Origin of the sequence: Pseudomonas sp. BAY1663 (genome assembly GCF_000582595.1) — a bacterium.
Classification (GTDB): domain Bacteria; phylum Pseudomonadota; class Gammaproteobacteria; order Pseudomonadales; family Pseudomonadaceae; genus Stutzerimonas; species Stutzerimonas stutzeri_AF.
On sequence record NZ_AZSV01000049.1, the window covers coordinates 16,630 to 34,317 of the forward strand.

Sequence of the window (17,688 nt, forward strand, 5' to 3'; positions counted from 1 at the left end):
ATCTCCGGAACAAACCAGTTAGCTGCCATCGGTTTCCCCGATATGAACCTTTCCCCGGAAGCACTCGAATCCTTCGTCCAGGCTGCCGCGTGCGGCTCCTTCAGTGCGGCGGCGCGACGCCTGGGCAAGAGCCAGTCCACCGTCAGCGAGGCGGTCGCACGGCTCGAGATCGATCTCGGCGTCGAGCTGTTCGTCCGCGGTGCCCGCCAGTTGCTGCCCACCGAGGCGGGGCGGATGCTGCTGAGCCACGCCCATGAGGTGTTGGCCGCCGCCGAACGCCTGCAGCGCCATGCCGCGATGCTCGCTGGCGGCCAGGAAACCCGGTTGACCCTGGCGCTCTCGGATGCCTATCAGCAGAGCCAGTACGAGGCGCGCCTGTGCGAACTGGATCAGCGCTATCCGGACCTCGAGTTCGAGTGCCTGATCGCCGAGCAGGCAGACGTACTGGACCTGGTCAACCAGGGCCGCGCACACCTCGGGCTGCTCGCGGCCCAACCGCGCTATGAACCGGAAATCGCTTATGCGCGCTTGCCCCACGGGACGGAGTTCGGTCTTTTCGTTCGCTGCGACCATCCGCTGGCCGGTAGACGGACGGTCGATGCGCAGGCGCTTGCACAGTGGCGCCGGTTGCGTTTGAAGACCGTGGTCGGCAGCGACACGAACGACGATGAGATGACCATCCTCGGCTCGCGCTGCTGGACCGCTCCGGACTACATGCTGTTGATGGAAATGGCTGCACTGGGCTTCGGCTGGGCGATCCTGCCCAAGCCACTGGTACTGGCCTACGCGCTCGGGCGGCTGGAAGAACTCTCGGTGGGTGGCTGGCCCAAGCAGGTGGCCGTCGATGCCGTCTGGTCTCGCCAGCGCCCGCTGGGGCCGGCCGCCGCCTGGCTGCTGGATCGTCTCATCAAGTGTTGATCGCGCCCCGCTCCAGCCGTGCGGCGGGTTCCGTCATCCGTCGGTGAGCGGCATTGGCCGGGCCGGTAGCGAGGCGGCGATTTCCGGATGGGTCTGCCCGCGCAGGTCGACGTCCATCGCCGAGCGCGGCGAGGCGGCAACAGGCTGCAACCATTGGCCCTTGGATCGCTGGCCGGGCTGCTCCATGATCGGCCTTTGCCTGCTGTGGGTGGTCTGCATGCCCCGATTCTCACGACCCTCGGCGTCGGCGCTGGGCCGCTTCCTGCAGCTGGGCGGCACCGGCGCGCGGATCGCCGGCAACCTGCTGGTGCAACGCATCACGCCGGGAAAGGCGCGCATCGACTGGCAACCGGTGGGCGAGCTGTTGGGCGATGCCCTCGGGCAGATGAAGGGGCCGGTGCTCAAGCTCGGGCAGCAGGCCTCGCAATGGCAGGACCTGTTGCCCGAGCCGATCAGCAAGGCCCTGGCGCGCCTGCAGAACCAGGTGCCGTCGCTGCCGTTCGCGGCGCTGGAAGCCAACCTGCAGCGGCTCTATGACGGCCGCCTCTACGAGCTGTTCGAATCCATCGAGCCGACGCCCGCCGCGGCCGCTTCCCTGGGCCAGGTGCACCGTGCGCGGGACCGCCAGGGCCGGGCGCTGATCATGAAGGTCCAGTACCCCGGCATCCATGCCATCTGCGCGGCGGACCTGCGCCAGCTGCGCCGGCTGATGCCGCTCGGGCGGCTGTTCGGCACGCCGCCGGCGCGGCTGGAAGCGGTGTACGCCGAATTGCAGCGGGCCATCGGCGAGGAACTCGACTACGCCGCCGAACGCGACAACCTCGAAGCCTTCCGCGCGCACTTCGGCGACTGGCCCGGCATCGACATTCCCTTCGCCGCCAGCGAACTCTGCCGCCCCGGCGTACTGGTGCTGGAAGACCGCCCCGGGCGCTCCATGGCCGAGGTCGAACAGGCACCTGCCGAAATCCGCCAGCGCCTGGCCGAAAGCCTCTGCCAGTGGCTCGCCGAGCAGGCGTTCGGCCTGCAGCGGCTGCACACCGATCCGCATCCGGGCAACCTGGCCTGGACCGAGCGCGGCGAACTGGTGGTCTACGATTTCGGCAGCGTGCTGCGCCTGGAACCGCGCCTGCTGGCCGGCTACGTGCAGATCTTCGAGGCGCTGCGTGGCACCTCCAGCGAGGCGCTGGAGGCGGGCTTCCAGATGCTCGGCGGGCGCCAGCCGGGCAGCATGCCGCCGCACGGGCTGTACCGGCGCATCCACCTGATGCTGCACCCGCTGCTGCAACCCGGCGCAAAGTGGGAATTCCGCGAAGCCGCGCTGCACCAGCAACTGACCGAACTCTTCCCCTTGCTGATGTCCGCCCTCGGCAGCCTGCAACCGGCCTCCGGCACGCTGCTGATCAACCGCACCTTGGAAGGTCACTACTGGAACCTCTACCGCCTCGGCGCCTGCCTGCCCATCGCCGATATGCTTGCCGAACATATCGAGCGTTGGCGCAACGGGGCCGGCTAATGGGCGTCCCCTTTTCCAGGTAGAACGTAGCCGTTCGGTTTCTGCGGGTATAAGCGGGTTCGTTTCTATAGCGATGAACAGTTGCATCATCGGACGTTCGAAAAAGGATGCTACACATTACTTCCTACGATTCTGGGCGCTGGCAGCTGTTTGCAGTCTAAACATCGCGAACGGCGTTCAATCCGTCGGACGCCCAGTTCTTCGCTAAGGAGCATGGTCATGTCCTTCTCAAGCAAAAGCCAAACCACCAGCCGCGCGATCTTTATGGCGCGCGAAGCGCTCCATCGTTTCGCCCTGACGCTGTGCGTGACAGCGATGGCGCTGTTCACGACGCAGGCCTTCGCGCATCACGGCTGGGCCTGGGCCGAAGAAGAGCAATCGGAGTTGAAAGGCACGATTGCCGAGATCTCGATGGCGCCACCTCATCCGACCTTGCGCGTGAAGGCAGAAGACGGCCGCATATGGCAGGTCGATCTGGGCAATCCGAGCCAGACGAAACGTTCAGGCTTTACCGGGGATACCGCCAAGGTGGGCGATGAAATCACCGTACTCGGCAACCGCACCAAAGAGCCCAACGAAGCGCATATGAAAGCCGTACGCATCACCGTGAGTGGGAAGCAGTACGACATGTATCCGGAACGCATCGGGCAATGACGACAGGGCCATGACAGCTTTCCTGCAGGCGATTGCGGGCTGGCCCGGTGCCGTCTTCCTGCAGGAGTACTGGGTCGCCTATCTCGTCGTCAACGCTGCACACATCCTTGGCATAGGGCTGCTCCTGGGCTCGATACTGCCGTTGGATGTGCTCCTATTGCGGTCTGCGCACGGCCGGGATCTGTCGGTCCTCGGCCCCTTTCTCGTCCGAACGGCGGCGACGGGCGCCACGCTGGCGGTGGTGACGGGGCTCTGGTTGTTCTCGGTGAACCCCGTGGCGTATGCGGACAATCCTGCCTTCCTCTGCAAGGTCGCACTGCTCCTGCTGGCCATCTGCAACATTGCACTCCAGCATCGCGGCGAACACTTTCATGCCGCGCTGCATGGCGGGCCGCCGAGGATGCGCGTCCGCGTGCTGGCTGCCACATCCGGCACTCTGTGGCTATCCATACTGATAGCGGGCCGCTGGATCGGCTTTGTCTGAAACGCAGATGGCGCTGCAGGCGGCCGTAAGGCGCTTAAGAAGACCGCTGCGCCTGCTAACCGGCTTCCAACACCGGCATGACCCGCTCCAGCCGCGGACAAGCCCACTCCACAAACGCCCGCACCCGTGGCGACAGTTGCAGGTTGTGCGGGTAGACGAGCTGGATCGGCAGGTCCTTCGGTTCGTAATCCTTCAGTAGCCTGACCAGGCGGCCATCGGCCAGTTCGTCGGCGACCTGGTAGTGCATCAGCCGGGTGATGCCCAGGCCCTGGACGCAGGCAAGGCTGGCGCTGCGGATCTGGTTGCAGGTCAGGCGCGGGGTGATCTCTTCGGCCTTTTCCCTGTCGCCGTCGCGGTAGTACCAGTGCCGGCCCTGGGCGGCGAAGAGGATGCAGGCGTGCTCCTTGAGCGCGGCCGGGGTGTCGATCGGCGGGCTGCTGGCGAGGTAGTCCGGGCTGGCGCAGGTGACCAGCCGGGTGGTGCCGAGCGGGCGCGCGACGAGGGTCGAGTCGGGCAGGTGGCCGATGCGCAGGGCGAGGTCGAGGCGTTCGTCCAGCAGCGGGACGATCTGGTCGTTCAGGTTCAGCTCCACCTGTACCTGCGGGTGCGCCTTGAGAAAGGCATTCACCAGCGGCGCCAGGTAGCGCTGGCCGAACTCCACCGGGGCGGTGAGGCGCAGCAGGCCGCGAACGTTGCCGTCCTGCGCGTCCAGGCGCTGCTCGATGTCTGCGAACTCGGCCAGCATGCGCCGGCTCCACGCCAGGTACTGCGCGCCTTCATCGGTGAGGGCCATACGCCGGGTGCTGCGGTTGAGCAGGCGCACACCCAGGTGGCGCTCCAGCGCGGCCAGCGAGCGCACCACCGATGCCACGGACTGGCCGCTGGCGTCGGCCGCCGCGCTCAGGCTGCCGTTGTCGACGATCCTCACGAAATTGGCCATCGCCTTGAGCTTGTCCATTGCCACCTTCGATCTGTGCGATTGCTGCAGGGGTGTTGTCAGGTCCGCGGCATAGCTGGGATGCGCCGGGCGGCGGACACTGTCCCTGACCGACGACTTCCGGAGTTTCGCACATGAACCCACCATCCAGCCCCGCTCGTATCCTCGCCTATGACCACATCGGCATTCGCGTCAGCGACCGCCGCCGCGCCATGGCCTTCTACCAGGCGCTGGGCTTCGTCGAGAGCGCCAGCTTCCCGCTGTTCGAGGCCAACGAGATGCTCAGCCCGGACGGCGTGCGCATCAACCTGATCTTCAACGGCGCACGTACCCGCGACGCGCACAACGTACTGCTGGATGCGCCGGTCAAGCGCCCGGGCATGACCCATCCGGCGTTTATCGTCGATGACCTCCAGGCGCTGCAGCGCTGGCTGGGCGAGGAGGGCATCGTCATCACCGAGGGGCCGCATCCCATCGGCCCGCGGCGGATCGCGCTGTTCATCCGGGACCCGGACGGCAACGTTCTCGAATTCAATCAGCTCGTCGAAGGAGATGCGCAATGAAACTGTACGACCTGGAAGCTTCCGGCAACTGCTACAAGGTGCGCCTGTTCGCGGCGCTGGCCGACATTGAGCTGGAGCGGGTGCCGGTGGACTTCGCCAATGGCGCGCACAAGCAGCCGCCACTGTCCGACATGAACCCGCTGCGGCAGGTGCCGGTGCTCGAGGATGACGGCCATGTGGTACGCGATTCCCAGGCGATCCTGGTCTATCTCGCCGGTACCTACGGCGGTCTGGCCTGGTGGCCGGACCATGCCCGCGGGCAGGCCGAGATCGTGCAGTGGCTGTCCTTCGCGGTCAACGAGGTGCAGCACAGCCTGAGCGCTGCGCGGCTGGTGGAAAAGTTCGGCTACCCGCTGGACAAGGAAGCGGCGCTGGCCAAGGCGCCGGCGGTGCTCGCGCTGCTCGATGCGCATCTGGAAACGAACGACTGGCTGGCGATAGGGCGGCCTACCATCGCCGATTGCGCGGTCTATCCCTACGTCGTGCTGGCGCCGGAGGGCAGCGTCGACCTCGGCCCATATGGCAACGTGGCGCGCTGGATGACCCGTCTGGAAAGCCTGCCGGGCTATCTGCCGCGGCCCTGACCGGCAGCCCTCATGGCTCTCGCCCCTCGGCCTTGAGGAAGTCGACGAAGGCTCGCAGCGGCGAGGGCATGTGGCGGCGGCCGTGGTAGTAGAGGAAGGGGCCGTCGAAGGACTGCCACCAGTCCTCGAGGATGGGCGTCAGGCGCCCATCGGCCAGCGGCTCGCGGATGAAGTCCTCGAAGGTGTAGATGATCCCGAGGCCGTTGATTGCCGCGCTGGTCTTCAAATCATGTGAGGAAGTGGCCAGCTGACCTTGCGGCGGTACACGCAAGGTCCGGCCGTCCTTCTCGAACTCGAACACGCCCAGCTTGCCGTTCTCGAAGCGATGACCGAGCAGCTGATGCCCGGTCAGCTCGCTGGGGTGGCGTGGCGTGCCGTGGGTGGCGAGGTAGGCCGGTGCAGCGGCGGCCACGAAGCGTTGCCGGCGCGGGCCGATGGGGATGGCGATCATGTCCTTGGCCAGGCTTTCTTCGTAGCGCACACCGGCGTCGTAGCCCGCCGCGATGACGTCGATGAAGGTGTTCTCCATCACCACCTCGACGTTCACCGCCGGGTAAAGCTTGAGGAAGCGGCTCAGCAGGTCCGGCAGCACGAAGCGCGCCACCGGGATCGGCACGTTCAGCTTGAGGGTGCCGACCGGGCGCTGGGATTCGTCGTCGAGGTCGTTGAACGCGGCGTGGATCTCTTCCAGCGCCGGGCGCAGGCGCTCGAGCAGGCGTTCGCCGGCGGCGGTCGGGGTGACGCTGCGGGTGGTGCGGTTGAGCAGGCGCAGGCCGAGGTCGCCCTCCAGCCGGCGCACGCAGTCGCTCAGCGACGAGGCCGACATGCCTCGGGTCTGCGCGGCAGCACGAAAGCCGCCGGCCTCGACCACGGCAGCGAACAGCGCGACGTCACTCAGATTGGGTTGGCGCATGGGTACTCCGCGAAGCGTTCGGTTGTACGGATGATCGTACAGCCTGTCCATGTTTGCCCGGATTATCACCGGATTTCCGTACGCTGATAATCCTCGCGTCGGCCACCTCCATCGCAGGTCGGCCTGTTTGCAACGACGACGAGGACAGGATCATGACGCACAGAACCGCAACCGAGCCGGGCCGCCATGCCCGGCATCTGCTGAAACTGGCCAGGACGCTGATCGCCGGGGTGGCCGTGACTGGCGCGCTGACGGCCGAGGCCGCCAACCGTACCGCGCCGAAGCCGGACTGGAGCCCGGCGGACATGCCGGACCAGGCTGGCCGCATCGTGCTGGTCACCGGCGGCACCAGTGGCATGGGCTACGAGGATGCGCTGGCGCTGTCGCGCGCCGGCGCCGAGGTGATCATCGCTGCGCGCAATGCCGAGCGCGGGCAGGAGGCGATCGAACGGATACGTGAGCAGGTGCCGGATGCCCGCGTGCAGTTCGAGGCGGTCGACCTGGCCAGCCTGGCCTCGGTGCGCAGTCTGGCCGAGCGTCTGCAGCAGCGCCTGCCGCGTCTGGACGTGCTGATCAACAATGCCGCGATCATGGCGCCGCCTGAGCGCGGCACCTCGGCCGATGGCCACGAGCTGCAGCTGGCCACCAACTACCTCGGCCCGTTCGCCCTGACAGCGCTGCTCATGCCGCTGCTGCTGGAAAGCGACGATGCCCGGGTGGTCAGCCTCTCCAGTATCGCGGCGGGTCGTGGCCAGCTGGACTTCGCGGACCTGCAGGCCGAGCAGCGCTACAACCCCTACGCCACCTATGCGCAGTCCAAGCTCGCGGTGCTGATGTGGGCCCTGGAGCTGCAACGCCACAGCGACGCGTCCGGCTGGGGCATTCGCAGCATCGCCGCGCACCCGGGGGTGGCCGTCACCGAGCTGGTCGAGCGCGGACCCGGGCTGGACAGTGAGTTCGCCGCCAACTGGGCCAAGGACCGCGACAACTACCACTCCGCCGCCCAGGGCGCGCTGCCGACGCTGTATGCCGCCACTGCGCCTGACGCCATCGGCGGTGCCTACTACGGGCCGACCGGCGAGGAAGAAAAACGCGGGCCGCTGGGCTTTGCCAGGGTTCCCGACGCCGCCGCGAACCAGGCGGATGCCGCCCGGCTGTGGCAGCTGTCGGAACGTCTGACCGGCGTGCGTTACCCCTGAATCCTCGGGCGCGGCCTTGCGCTCGCGCCCTGTTCTCACTTCATTCTTCAGGAGCGCGCCCATGAGCACGCCATCCGTTGTGCATCGCCTGAGTGCCGCGATCAATGCCGAAGCGCATGAGCTGCGCCCGGCACTGAGTGGTTTCCTGCTGTTTTTCTGTCTGTTCGCCGGCTATTTCATGCTGCGCCCGATTCGCGAGTCGATGGGCATCGCCGCCGGCGTGGAAAACCTGCAATGGCTGTTCACCGCCACCTTCTTCGTCATGCTGGCAGCCGTGCCCCTGTTCGCCTGGCTCAGTTCCCACGTACCGCGCCTGCATTTCGTCGATTGGGTGTACGGCTTCTTCTGCCTGAACCTGCTGGGCTTCTCCGTGCTGTTTCTGCTGCAGGGTGACAGCGCCTGGCTGGCGCGGGTGTTCTACGTGTGGATTTCGGTCTACAACCTGTTCGTCGTGTCCGTGGCCTGGAGCCTGATGGCGGATGTGTTCGACAGCGCCCAGGCCAAGCGGCTGTTCGCCTTCATCGCTGCTGGCGCGAGTGTTGGCGGGCTGGTCGGGCCGGCGCTCAGCGCGCTGTTGGTCGGCAGCCTGGGCGAGTCGGGCTGATGCTGCTGGCCGCCTTGTTGCTGGGCGCGGCGCTGGCGCTCAAGTTCTCGCTGATGCGCTGGCGCGAGATCGGCGGAGCGGGGCGCCCCGGCGCGGCTCCGGCGGAGAGTACGCGTCGGCCGGTGCCCGGCAACCCCTTCAGTGGCCTGACTCGGGTGATGCAGTCGCCCTATCTGCTCGGCATCGCCGGTTTCGTGGTGCTGCTGGCCACCGTGACCACCTTCCTCTACTTCGAGCAGGCACGCCTGGTGGCCGAGCTGTTCCCCGACCGCGCCGCCCAGGTTCGCGTGTTCGGCATCATCGATGTGGTCGTCCAGGCGGGCGCGCTGTTGTCGCAACTGTTCATCACCGGGCGCCTGGCGCAGAAACTCGGCGTGCGCATGCTGCTGGCCATCGTGCCGCTGCTGGTCGGCGTCGGCTTTGTCGGCCTCGCGCTGATGCCCAGCTTCGCCGTGCTCGCGGCGCTGATGATCGTGCGCCGCATCGGCGAGTACGCGTTCGTCCGGCCCGGACGGGAAATGCTCTTCGCACCGCTGGATGCCGAGAGCAAGTACAAGGCGAAGAACGTCATCGACACCGTCGTCTACCGCGCCGGCGATGCCGTCAGCGGTTGGGCGAAGACGGCGCTGGACCTGCTAGGGCAGGGCGCCGGCCTGGTCGCCGTGGCCGGTGCACTCTGCGCGCTGCTCTGGGGTTATCTCGGCTGGCAGCTTGGCAAGCAGGCGGACAGGCGAACGGAGGTGACTGCAGTGGTAGAAGCCACCTGTTGAGACGGCGGCGTGCGAAAGCGCATCGCGATCGAGAGCGTGGCGTGGTGTCCAGACGGGCGAGCCGGCTAGTGAGCACCTCGATGCGACGCTAGTAGGCTCGCCTGTTGCAGATACGCTTACTTTTCAACGAACGCCCGCTCGATGACGTAATCACCCGGTACGCCCTGGCTGGGTGAGGCTTGGAAGCCCAGGGCGTCGAGCTGGCCGGTGAGGGTGTCGAGCATCGCCGGGCTGCCACAGAGCATCACGCGGTCGGTCTCGGGATTCAGCCGCGGCAGGCCGAGGTCGTCGGTGAGCTTGCCGGTCTCGATCAGCGTGTTGATACGACCGGTGTGGCGGAACGCCTCGCGCGTCACCGTTGGGTAATAGAGCAGCTTGGCCCGCACCGCTTCACCAAGGAATTCGTGCGCCGGCAGTTCCTCGGTGAGGTAGTTGTGGTAGGCCAGCTCGCTGATTTCGCGCACCCCATGTACCAGCACGATCTTGTCGAAACGCTCGTAGGCTTCCGGATCGCGGACGATGCTCATGAACGGCGCCAGCCCCGTGCCGGTGCCGAGCAGGTAGAGGTGCTTGCCGGGCCTGAGGTCATGCATCACCAGGGTGCCGACCGGCTTGCGGCTGACGATGAGCGAGTCGCCGACCTTCAGGTGCTGCAGGCGCGAGGTCAGCGGGCCGTCTGGCACCTTGATACTGAGGAATTCCAAGTGCTCGTCGTGATTGGCGCTGACGATGCTGTAGGCGCGCATCAGCGGCTTGCTGTCGACTTCCAGGCCGATCATCACGAAGTGGCCGTTCTCGAAGCGCAGCGCCGGGTCGCGAGTGGTGCGAAAGCTGAACAGGGTGTCGTTCCAGTGATGCACGGATAGAACGCTTTCATTGCCGAGTGTAGACATGGGGGCTTCCTCTCTCGTGGATTGAGTCGATCAGAACAGGGTCAGCAGCAGGCTCGTCGCCAGCAGCAGCGCGGCGCTGAGCAGAGCCAGGTGGGCGAAGGGCTGCCAGCCCTGGGCAAACAGGTCGCCGACACGGGTGCGCATGCCGAGCGCGGCCATGGTCAGCAGCAGGCAGGCGTGCGAGCCGGCGACCAGCGCCTCGCGCAGCCCGGCCGGCAGCCAGCCGAGGCTGTTCAGCGTGAACAGGCCAAGAAAGCCGAGCAGAAACAGCGGAAAGTCCGGGCTGCCCGGTTCCTGCCGGCGCAGCAGCAGGCCGATCACCAGCACCAGCGGCGCGAGCAGGGCGACGCGCAGCAGCTTGGTAAGGGTCGCGACGTCGCCGGCGGTATCCGAGACGAGGTACCCGGCACCGGCCGCCTGGGCGACGTCATGGATGCTGGCGCCGAGCAGCAGGCCGCTGTCGAGCGCATCCAGCCCGAGCAGGCCGGTCAGCGGCGGGTAGAGCAGCATCGACAGCGTGCCGAGGGCCGTCACGCCGACCACCACGGCGAGCAGCCGGCGCTCTTCCAGGCGCCCTGTCGGAATCACCGCCGCACGGCAATCGCCGCCGACACGCCGCAGATCGCCACCGCCGCGCCCGCCACCAGACTGTGCAGGGTCGGCAGCCGCAGCAGCCGGCCGAGCAGCAGCGCCAGGCCGAACACCAGCGGCACCGTGACGAGCACCAGCAACAAGGGCCGCGTACCGACCGCTTCCAGCTGTGCGACACCGATACGCGCGCCGAGCAGCGCCACGCCGATGCGCAGCAGTTGCCGGCTGCACAACGCGACGCCCGGCTGCATGCGTGCCTCGCTGCCCTGGCTGGCGAAACCCAGGCCGAGCAGCAACACCATCAGCAGCGCGGGCGCGCCGTAGTGATCGGCAAGAAAGCTGCCGGCCAGTGCCAGCACCGCACACAGGGCCAGGCCCGGGTAGTGCTTGCGGCACAGCGCGACGGGCGGGGCGAGGGCTTCGAGCCGGGCATTCATGCCGGATCGCCCAGATCGCGCAGGTAGGCCCAGGGGTACAGGCCGCGGAAATGACCGTCGCTGAAATACAGCTGCAGACCGCTGATGCCGGACAGTTCCAGGCGGTTCACACCGACCTCGGCGTCGATCAGCGTCAGCGCGCCGGTCTGCTGGAGGCGTTGGCAATTGGAGCAGGCGCAGGCCCGCCGCAGCGTCAGGCAGCTGATGCGGCTCTGCGCGCCATCCGGCCAGGTCAGTTCCAGCACGCGCTGCGCCTTGCGCAGGCGAATCTCGAGGGGCGGGTCGATCAGCCGCTGGGACTGTGCGATGTGGGGGTTGGCGTCGTGATTCGATGCGGTGAAGGCGTTCATGAATCTCTCCGGGCCTGCGGCCTCTAGCGAATGAACGGCATGACGAGGCCGCGCGGCATGGGCGCCGGCCCACCGCTGACGAGCAGCGTGGGCGCTTCCGGGCTGCGCACGAAGCGTTCCGGCGTGTCCACCGGGCGCGCGCTGCCGAGCGTGGCGGCACAGACCGTCACCAGTGCCAGCACCCCGTGGCGCAACCCACTCGTCATGACAAGTCGGGGCATGCTTCAGCGCTCCAGAAAGGCCAGCTTGCCGCCCTGGTCGACCCAGGTTTCGGCCTCGGCCAGCGGTGAGGCGCTCTGGGTGATCACCGGCCAGACCTCGGCCAGCTCGGCGTTGAGCTCGAGGAAGTGCTGCTGGTCTTCGGGCAAGGCGCTGTCGGCGAAGATCGCATCGGCCGGGCATTCCGGCGCGCAGAGGCTGCAGTCGATGCAGGTCTCGGGGTTGATGACGAGAAAGTTCGGGCCTTCGTGGAAACAGTCGGCCGGGCAGACTTCCACGCAGTCGGTGTACTTGCAGCGGATGCAGTTCTCTGTAACGACATAGGTCATTTCGTTCTCCTCGAAACTACTGCGCTTGCGGATGCTGCGTTGAAGGCGGCGCGCGGGATGCTCATTTACGGCCTGTAAACTCCGCTCCCGCGCGCCACCTTCGCCTTGGCTAGGCGCCCCCGCCCCGCTGCGCTCGTGACGTTTCGGCTTAAAGTGCTGTGCAACAAGAAGCGCGTAAAAATCAGGCCGCGGCGTCGAGTTTCGACATGGCCCAGCGGGCGAGCTTGCGGACGTCCGGGTCGGGGTCGTCCATGGCCAGTTCGACGAAGGGACGGCCATCGCTGTGAGCGATGGCACCCAGCGCGCCGATGGCCGCCTTGCGCAGGTTGCTCATCGGGTCGCGGGCGCAGACGCCGAGCGCCGGGATCGCACCCACTGCACCGAGCTTGCCGAGCGCATCGACGGCCTTTTCCCGGACCTGCCAGAAACCGTCGTGCGTGGCCTCGACCAGGGGCTGCAGTGCGGCCTGGTAGTCGAGCTTGCCGATGCTCACCGCGGCCTCGACGCGCACCTGCCAGTGTTCGTCGCGCAGGATGCCGATCAGCGCCGGGCCGACCTGTTCGGGCGCGGCATAGACCAGCGCGCCGGTGGCGGCGCGGCGGACGTCGGCGTCGTCGTCGTGCTGCGCCCGCTCGATCAGCGCCGGCAGATTGGCCGGCTGCTTGAGCCAGCCGATCACCGCCACCGCCTCGCGGCGCACGCCCGGGTCGGCGTGCTGCATCCGCACCAGGGCCGGCGCCTGCGCCTGTGGATGGCGCAGCGGCTTTAGCGCACGGAGGATGCCGGCGACGACGAAGGGATCGTCGCTGCCAGCCAAGGCTTCGAGCAGCGGCAGCGCGGCGGCCGGGTCCTTGAGGTCCGCCAGCGCGTGGGCGGCGGCGTTGCGCACCACCTCGTCGCTGTCCTGCAGGGCGGCGATCAGGGCATCGGCGATGTCGGCGGCGTCGAACTCGTCGACCACCTTGGCCGCCTCCTGGCGCACCGACGGGTCCGGGTCGTTCAGCGCCAGGATCAGCAGCTCGGCGGCTTCCGGTTCGCCGCTGTCGACCAGCTCGAGCACGGCCACGCGACGGATGCCGGGGTCGCTCGAGGCCAGGTTGGTGGCGATGTCCTGTAGCAGTGGGTCGTCGTAGGTTTTCATCGGTCGGCCCTCAGCGCAGCAGATAGGGAATGTTCACTGTCACCGCATCGGTCGGGCAGTCGGCCTCGCAGGGCATGCAGTACCAGCATTCGTCGTACTTCATGTGCGCCTTGCCGGTGTCCGGGTTGATCCACAGGACGTCCAGCGGGCAGACGTCGATGCAGACACGGCAACCCTTTTCGGCGATGCATTTTTCTTCGTCCACGATGACCGGGACGGCGGAACGGTGGGTGGCGACGGGCATGGTTGATCTCCTCGGTACGGTCGGCTCGGCTGCCGGCCTGTAGGGGCGAATTCATTCGCCCATGGCATCAGGTGTCGGGCGAACGAATTCGCCCCCCACGGTCAGGCATTGGCGGCCTTCTTCACGCGCAGGCGGTTGTAGGCGTCTTTCTCTTCCCCGAGCGGCACGATGTAGTCGGCGATGGGTCGCTTGCCGTGGGCCATCTGGCCGTTGGCGTCCTTGAACAGGCGGGTGTGGCAGAACCACTCGGCGCTGTTCTGCTCGGGGTGGTCGACGCGGTAGTGGTACAGCCCCCAGCGCGACTCGGTGCGGTACAGCGAAGCGCGGGCGGCCATCTCGGCACAATCGATGATCGACTGCACTTCCAGCGCACGGAGCAGTTCGTGCGGGTCTGCAGCGGCCAGCCGCGGGACGTCCTCGCGCACGGCGAGGATGCGTTCCAGGCCGATCTCCATCTTCTTGGTCACCTTCGGCGGCTGCAGGTAGTCGTTCACCAGGCGGCGGACCTTGTATTCCATCTGCTCCGGCGGGATGCCGTCGGTGACTTTCAGCGGCGCCTGGATGCGGGCGAGTTCGGCGGCGATGAAGGCCTCGTCCAGCTGGGGTTCGGCGCGGCCCTTGACGAAGGCCGCTGCGCTCTCGCCGCAGATCTGCCCGTAGACGAAGGCGCCGAGCATGTAGTTGTGCGGCACCGAAGCCATGTCGCCGGCGCAGAACAACCCGGGTACGGTGGTCGCGCCGGTCTCGTCGGTCCACACGCCCGAAGCCGAGTGGCCCGAGCAGAAGCCGATCTCGGAGATGTGCATTTCCACCATGCGCTGGCGGTAGTCGATGTGTCGTCCTTCGTGAAAGCGCCCGCGTGAGGGCCGCTCGTTGGTGTGCAGGACGGTCTCGATCTCTTGAATCGTTTCCTCGGCCAGGTGGTCGAGCTTGAGGAACACAGGTCCCGTGCCGGATTCGAGCTCCTTGAAGAACTCCAGCATCATCTGCCCGGACCAGTAGTCGCACTCGATGAAGCGCTCGCCGTAGGCGTTGGCGGTGAAGCCGCCGAGCGGGCCGGTGACGTAGGCACAGGCCGGGCCGTTGTAGTCCTTGAGCAGCGGGTTGACCTGGAAGCACTCGAGGTTGGCCAGGTCCGCACCGGCGTGGTAGGCCATGGCGTGGCCGTCGCCGCAGTTGGCCGGGTTCTCGTAGGTGCCGAAGAGATAACCCGAGTTGGGCAGGCCGATGCGACCGGCGGCACCGGTGGCCATGATCACCGCCTTGGCGCGGATGATGATCGGCTCGGCGGTGCGGGTGTTCACCCCGATCATGCCGGCGATGTTGCCGTCCGGGTCCTTCAGCAGGCGGGTGGCGATGAAGCGGTTCTCGATGTCCACGCGCACCCGGCGCAGGCGGCGGTAGAGGATCTTCTTGACGTTGTGGCCCTCCGGCATCGGCAGCACGTAGGTGCCGAGGTGGTGGACCTTCTTCATGTCGTAGTCGCCGGTTTCGTCCTTCTGGAAATGCACGCCCCAGGCGTCGAGCTGCTCGATCATCGAGAACGAGCGTGTGGCGTAGGCCATCAGCGCCGGCTGGTGGACGATGCCGTCGTTGGCGATGGTGATTTCCTTGACGTACTGCTCGGGCGTGGCGTGGCCGGGCACGACCGCGTTGTTCAGGCCGTCCATGCCCATGGAGATCGCCCCGGAGCGCTTGACGTTGGCCTTCTCCAGCAGCAGCACCTTGAGCGTCGGGTCCTGCTCCTTGACGGTGACGGCGGCCATCGGGCCGGCGGTGCCACCGCCGATCACCAGCACGTCGGTTTCGATGACGGGAATGTCGTGAATCGTGGTCATGGTGGTCTCCTCTATTTCCGGTCGACCCGGAACTGGTACTTGAAGGCATCGCCGCGGTAACACAGGTATTCGAAGTCGATCGGCCGACCGCCGCGGTCATGGGTCAGCCGCTCGACGCGCAGGATGGGTTCGCCGGCCTTGAGGCCGAGGTAGGGTTGGTGTTCGTCGTCGGCCAGGGTGGCGTCGAGGCTGATGGCGGCATGGCCGAGGCCGATGTCGAAGCGGTTCTCCAGCAGCGGGAAGATGTCGCCGGACAGGTCCAGGCCGAACAGCCGCTGGCCGATGTCCAGCGGGAAGTAGCTGTGCTCCAGGCACACCGGTGCGCGGTTGAGAAAGCGCACGCGCTTGACCTCGACCACATCCGCGCCGGGCGCGAGGTTCAGCGCGGCGGCCGCCGGCTTGGGTGGCTTGCGCTCCTGAATCGACAGCAGCCGCGCGGTCGCTTCGTAGCCCTGGGCGGCCATGGCTTCGCCGAAGCCTGAAGGCGCTGCACGTTCTGCACCGCCTTGGGCTTGCTGACGTAGGTGCCCTTGCCTTGGGCGCTGAACACCAACCCTTCGTTGTGCAGGTCGCGCAGCGCCTGGCGAATGGTGATGCGGCTGACGCCGAAGGCGGTCATCAGCTCGTTTTCCGAGGGCAGCCGTTCATGCACGGCATAGTCGCCTTCGAGGATCTTGCGTCTGAGGGTGTCGCGGATCTGCACGTACAGCGGCAGTGGCGACTGGCCCGGAGCGAGCGGTTCGAGGCGGCTCATGGGCGTGGCTCCAGCCTGTCATGACAGGTCATGTCGAGCGTGGGCGCAGGCAAGGGAAGGGTATGCATGGTTCAGCCTCCGTTCTGCTGCTGGAAGGCGCGCAGGGTTTCCTGGCGGATCAGGTCCAGGCACTGGCGCTTGTAGTCGATGAAGCGGGGTCGGTGAGCAGGCTCTGCTCGCGCGGTCGCGGCAGTTCGACGCGGATGTCGGCGATGATCCGCCCGGGGCTGGCGCTCATCACCACGATGCGGTCGGAGAGGAACACCGCCTCGTCGATGTCGTGGGTGACGAACACCACGGTGTTCTTGAACTCGCGCCAGATCTCCAGCAGGTTCTCCTGCATCATGATCCGGGTCTGCGCGTCCAGTGCGCCGAACGGCTCGTCCATCAGCAGCACGCTGGGGTAGTTGGCCAGCGCACGGGCGATGCCGACGCGCTGCTGCATGCCGCCGGACAGGGTGCCGGGGTAGGCATCCTCGAAGGCGGCGAGCCCCACCAGCGAAAGGAAGGTGCGTGCCACGCCGGTGGCCTCGTTACGCGAGGCGCCGGCCATCAGCGGGCCGAAGGCGACGTTTTCGCGCACCGTCTTCCAGGGGAACAGCGAATGCTGCTGGAACACCATGCCGCGGTCCGGGCCGGGGCCGGCGATGGGCTGACCGTCGACGGTCAGCTCGCCGCGGGTGGGTTTGACGAAGCCGGCGATGGCGTTCATCAGGGTCGACTTGCCGCAGCCCGAGGGGCCGAGCAGGCAGACGAACTCGCCGGGGCGAATCTCCAGGCTGGCCTGTTGCACCGCGGCGCGCTTGCCGCCGGCGTGGTCGAATTCGATGGACAGCGCACGCACGCTGACGTGGCCGCGCCCATCGCCCTTGGCTGAGGCCTTGGCGCGCAGCCGGCTGTGATCGAGCACGGCGAGGCGGTTGTCGGAGACGATCGCGTTCATGACCGGCCTCCCTGCTGCTGCCAGCGCAGCAGCGGCACGCAGGCCTTGCGCACGAGCAGCGTGCAGAGCGTGCCGAGCCCGCCGATGGTGAGCATGCCGATGATGATTTCCGGGTACTTGACCAGGGTGTAGCTGGTCCAGGTGAAGTAGCCGATGCCGTATTGGCCGCTGATGATTTCGCCGGCCAGCAGCGAGAACCAGGCTACGCCCATGCCGATCGCCAGGCCTGCGACGATGCTCGGCATCGCGCCGGGGATCACCACGTGCCAGAGGATCGCCCGGTCGCTGGCGCCCAGGCTGCGGGCGGCACGCACCAGCACGTCCGGCGTCTGCTCCACGCCGTGCACGGTGTTCAGCACGATGGGGAAGAAGGCGCCGAGAAAGGTGATGAAGACGATGCTCGATTGCTCGGTCGGCAGCATCAGGATCGCCAGCGGGATCCAGGCCACCGCCGGAATCGGCCGGAACAGCTCGATGTAGGGCAGCAGGATGTCCTCGGCCCAGCGCGAGCGGCCGATCAGCACGCCGCAAAGGACGCCGAGCACCACGGCGTAGGCATAGGCCAGCGCGATGCGTTCCATGCTGTGGACGATGTGCAGGTAGAACTCGCTGCTGCCCAGCTGCTGGATCAGCGTCTGGCCCACCAGCAGCGGTGCCGGCACGTTCTCGAAATTGATGAACAGGTTGAAGCCCGTGGCGGTCGCCAGGTGCCAGATCAGCAAGGCCCCCAGCAGCGCCAGCACGCGCACCAGGTAACGTCCGACCATCGACGGCAGGCGGCGCGGGGCGGAGGTGGCGGCAACCGGCGCT

At 67.1% G+C, this 17,688-nt stretch carries 21 protein-coding genes and 2 pseudogenes; 8 read left to right on the forward strand and 15 right to left on the reverse strand.

All coding sequences use genetic code 11. From position 1 onward, the window contains the following. Positions 1–42 precede the first annotated feature (42 nt). The gene (locus tag BAY1663_RS14305; protein WP_037041990.1) at positions 43–918 is read left to right on the forward strand and encodes a LysR family transcriptional regulator; all 876 of its coding nucleotides are present in this window, start codon (positions 43–45) and stop codon (positions 916–918) included. 33 nt (positions 919–951) lie between these two features. On the opposite strand, the gene BAY1663_RS23905 is transcribed toward BAY1663_RS14305, so the two are convergent. Beyond that, a complete protein-coding gene (locus BAY1663_RS23905) occupies positions 952–1,137 on the reverse strand; it encodes a hypothetical protein (RefSeq protein ID WP_128576302.1) in 186 nt (61 codons plus the stop codon). Here BAY1663_RS23905 and BAY1663_RS14310 point away from each other — a divergent pair. The 3 genes from BAY1663_RS14310 to BAY1663_RS14320 all read left to right on the forward strand — a co-directional run bounded on the left by BAY1663_RS14310 (position 1,136) and on the right by BAY1663_RS14320 (position 3,569). Beyond that, positions 1,136–2,431 carry an AarF/ABC1/UbiB kinase family protein gene (locus BAY1663_RS14310; RefSeq protein ID WP_037042017.1) on the forward strand — a complete coding sequence of 432 codons (1,296 nt, stop codon included), beginning with the start codon at positions 1,136–1,138 and terminating at the stop codon, positions 2,429–2,431. The two genes, BAY1663_RS23905 and BAY1663_RS14310, sit on opposite strands and share 2 nt — an antisense overlap. Before the next feature lie 219 nt (positions 2,432–2,650). Beyond that, complete coding sequence (locus BAY1663_RS14315) at positions 2,651–3,085, forward strand: DUF6152 family protein (protein ID WP_256206789.1); 435 nt, start codon at positions 2,651–2,653, stop codon at positions 3,083–3,085. A 10-nt stretch (positions 3,086–3,095) separates the two neighbouring features. Next, positions 3,096–3,569, forward strand: coding sequence for a hypothetical protein (locus tag BAY1663_RS14320; protein WP_037041991.1), 474 nt, complete (start codon positions 3,096–3,098; stop codon positions 3,567–3,569). A 55-nt stretch (positions 3,570–3,624) separates the two neighbouring features. Here BAY1663_RS14320 and BAY1663_RS14325 read toward each other — a convergent pair whose 3' ends face one another. Continuing rightward, the gene (locus tag BAY1663_RS14325; protein WP_037041992.1) at positions 3,625–4,527 is read right to left on the reverse strand and encodes a LysR family transcriptional regulator; all 903 of its coding nucleotides are present in this window, start codon (positions 4,525–4,527) and stop codon (positions 3,625–3,627) included. 113 nt (positions 4,528–4,640) lie between these two features. Between BAY1663_RS14325 and BAY1663_RS14330 the strand changes: the two genes are divergently transcribed. Together BAY1663_RS14330 and BAY1663_RS14335 are read left to right on the forward strand one after the other, a co-directional pair. Beyond that, a complete protein-coding gene (locus BAY1663_RS14330; RefSeq protein WP_037041993.1) occupies positions 4,641–5,069 on the forward strand; it encodes a VOC family protein in 429 nt (142 codons plus the stop codon). After that, on the forward strand, positions 5,066–5,653 hold the full coding sequence (locus BAY1663_RS14335) for a glutathione S-transferase family protein (RefSeq protein ID WP_037041994.1): 588 nt from the start codon (positions 5,066–5,068) through the stop codon (positions 5,651–5,653). Before BAY1663_RS14330 ends, BAY1663_RS14335 begins: the two co-directional genes overlap by 4 nt. Positions 5,654–5,663: 10 nt before the next feature. On the opposite strand, the gene BAY1663_RS14340 is transcribed toward BAY1663_RS14335, so the two are convergent. Further along, positions 5,664–6,566, reverse strand: coding sequence for a LysR family transcriptional regulator (locus BAY1663_RS14340; protein ID WP_037041996.1), 903 nt, complete (start codon positions 6,564–6,566; stop codon positions 5,664–5,666). Between the two features lie 152 nt (positions 6,567–6,718). On the opposite strand from BAY1663_RS14340, the gene BAY1663_RS14345 reads away from it, so the two are divergent. Together BAY1663_RS14345 and BAY1663_RS14350 are read left to right on the forward strand one after the other, a co-directional pair. Next, positions 6,719–7,765 (forward strand): SDR family oxidoreductase, encoded by a 1,047-nt coding sequence (locus BAY1663_RS14345; RefSeq protein ID WP_037041997.1) that lies wholly within the window; start codon positions 6,719–6,721, stop codon positions 7,763–7,765. A gap of 61 nt (positions 7,766–7,826) precedes the next feature. Continuing rightward, positions 7,827–9,139 (forward strand): annotated as a pseudogene (locus BAY1663_RS14350) (NTP/NDP exchange transporter). 116 nt (positions 9,140–9,255) lie between these two features. Here the strand turns inward: BAY1663_RS14350 and BAY1663_RS14355 are convergent. From BAY1663_RS14355 to BAY1663_RS14405, 12 genes and pseudogenes are all read right to left on the reverse strand, one after another. Next, entirely contained in the window at positions 9,256–10,032 is a 777-nt protein-coding gene (locus BAY1663_RS14355; protein WP_037041998.1) for a ferredoxin--NADP reductase, read from the reverse strand. A gap of 30 nt (positions 10,033–10,062) precedes the next feature. Beyond that, complete coding sequence (locus tag BAY1663_RS25365; protein WP_256206791.1) at positions 10,063–10,620, reverse strand: YeiH family protein; 558 nt, start codon at positions 10,618–10,620, stop codon at positions 10,063–10,065. After that, positions 10,617–11,060 carry a putative sulfate exporter family transporter gene (locus BAY1663_RS25370; protein ID WP_256206793.1) on the reverse strand — a complete coding sequence of 148 codons (444 nt, stop codon included), beginning with the start codon at positions 11,058–11,060 and terminating at the stop codon, positions 10,617–10,619. The genes BAY1663_RS25365 and BAY1663_RS25370 overlap by 4 nt, the downstream gene beginning before the upstream one ends. Continuing rightward, complete coding sequence (locus tag BAY1663_RS14365) at positions 11,057–11,410, reverse strand: gamma-butyrobetaine hydroxylase-like domain-containing protein (RefSeq protein ID WP_051497151.1); 354 nt, start codon at positions 11,408–11,410, stop codon at positions 11,057–11,059. Before BAY1663_RS14365 ends, BAY1663_RS25370 begins: the two co-directional genes overlap by 4 nt. Positions 11,411–11,433: 23 nt before the next feature. After that, positions 11,434–11,631 (reverse strand): hypothetical protein, encoded by a 198-nt coding sequence (locus BAY1663_RS14370; protein ID WP_037041999.1) that lies wholly within the window; start codon positions 11,629–11,631, stop codon positions 11,434–11,436. A 3-nt stretch (positions 11,632–11,634) separates the two neighbouring features. Further along, positions 11,635–11,958 (reverse strand): ferredoxin FdxA, encoded by a 324-nt coding sequence (gene fdxA / locus BAY1663_RS14375; protein WP_037042000.1) that lies wholly within the window; start codon positions 11,956–11,958, stop codon positions 11,635–11,637. Between the two features lie 181 nt (positions 11,959–12,139). After that, the gene (locus BAY1663_RS14380) at positions 12,140–13,099 is read right to left on the reverse strand and encodes a HEAT repeat domain-containing protein (RefSeq protein ID WP_037042001.1); all 960 of its coding nucleotides are present in this window, start codon (positions 13,097–13,099) and stop codon (positions 12,140–12,142) included. 10 nt (positions 13,100–13,109) lie between these two features. Further along, positions 13,110–13,343, reverse strand: a complete 234-nt coding sequence (locus BAY1663_RS14385) for a ferredoxin family protein (protein WP_014597289.1) — start codon at positions 13,341–13,343, stop codon at positions 13,110–13,112. A 101-nt stretch (positions 13,344–13,444) separates the two neighbouring features. Continuing rightward, positions 13,445–15,181: a fumarate reductase/succinate dehydrogenase flavoprotein subunit gene (locus BAY1663_RS14390; RefSeq protein WP_037042004.1), complete on the reverse strand. Its 1,737-nt coding sequence runs from the start codon at positions 15,179–15,181 to the stop codon at positions 13,445–13,447. Positions 15,182–15,192: 11 nt separating this feature from the next. After that, positions 15,193–15,935: pseudogene (locus tag BAY1663_RS14395) on the reverse strand (GntR family transcriptional regulator). A gap of 118 nt (positions 15,936–16,053) precedes the next feature. Next, positions 16,054–16,878, reverse strand: a complete 825-nt coding sequence (locus tag BAY1663_RS14400) for an ABC transporter ATP-binding protein (RefSeq protein ID WP_371257626.1) — start codon at positions 16,876–16,878, stop codon at positions 16,054–16,056. Next, positions 16,875–17,688 (reverse strand): ABC transporter permease (locus tag BAY1663_RS14405; RefSeq protein ID WP_051497152.1); only part of this gene is annotated, 814 nt, incomplete at its 5' end. The genes BAY1663_RS14405 and BAY1663_RS14400, both read right to left, overlap by 4 nt.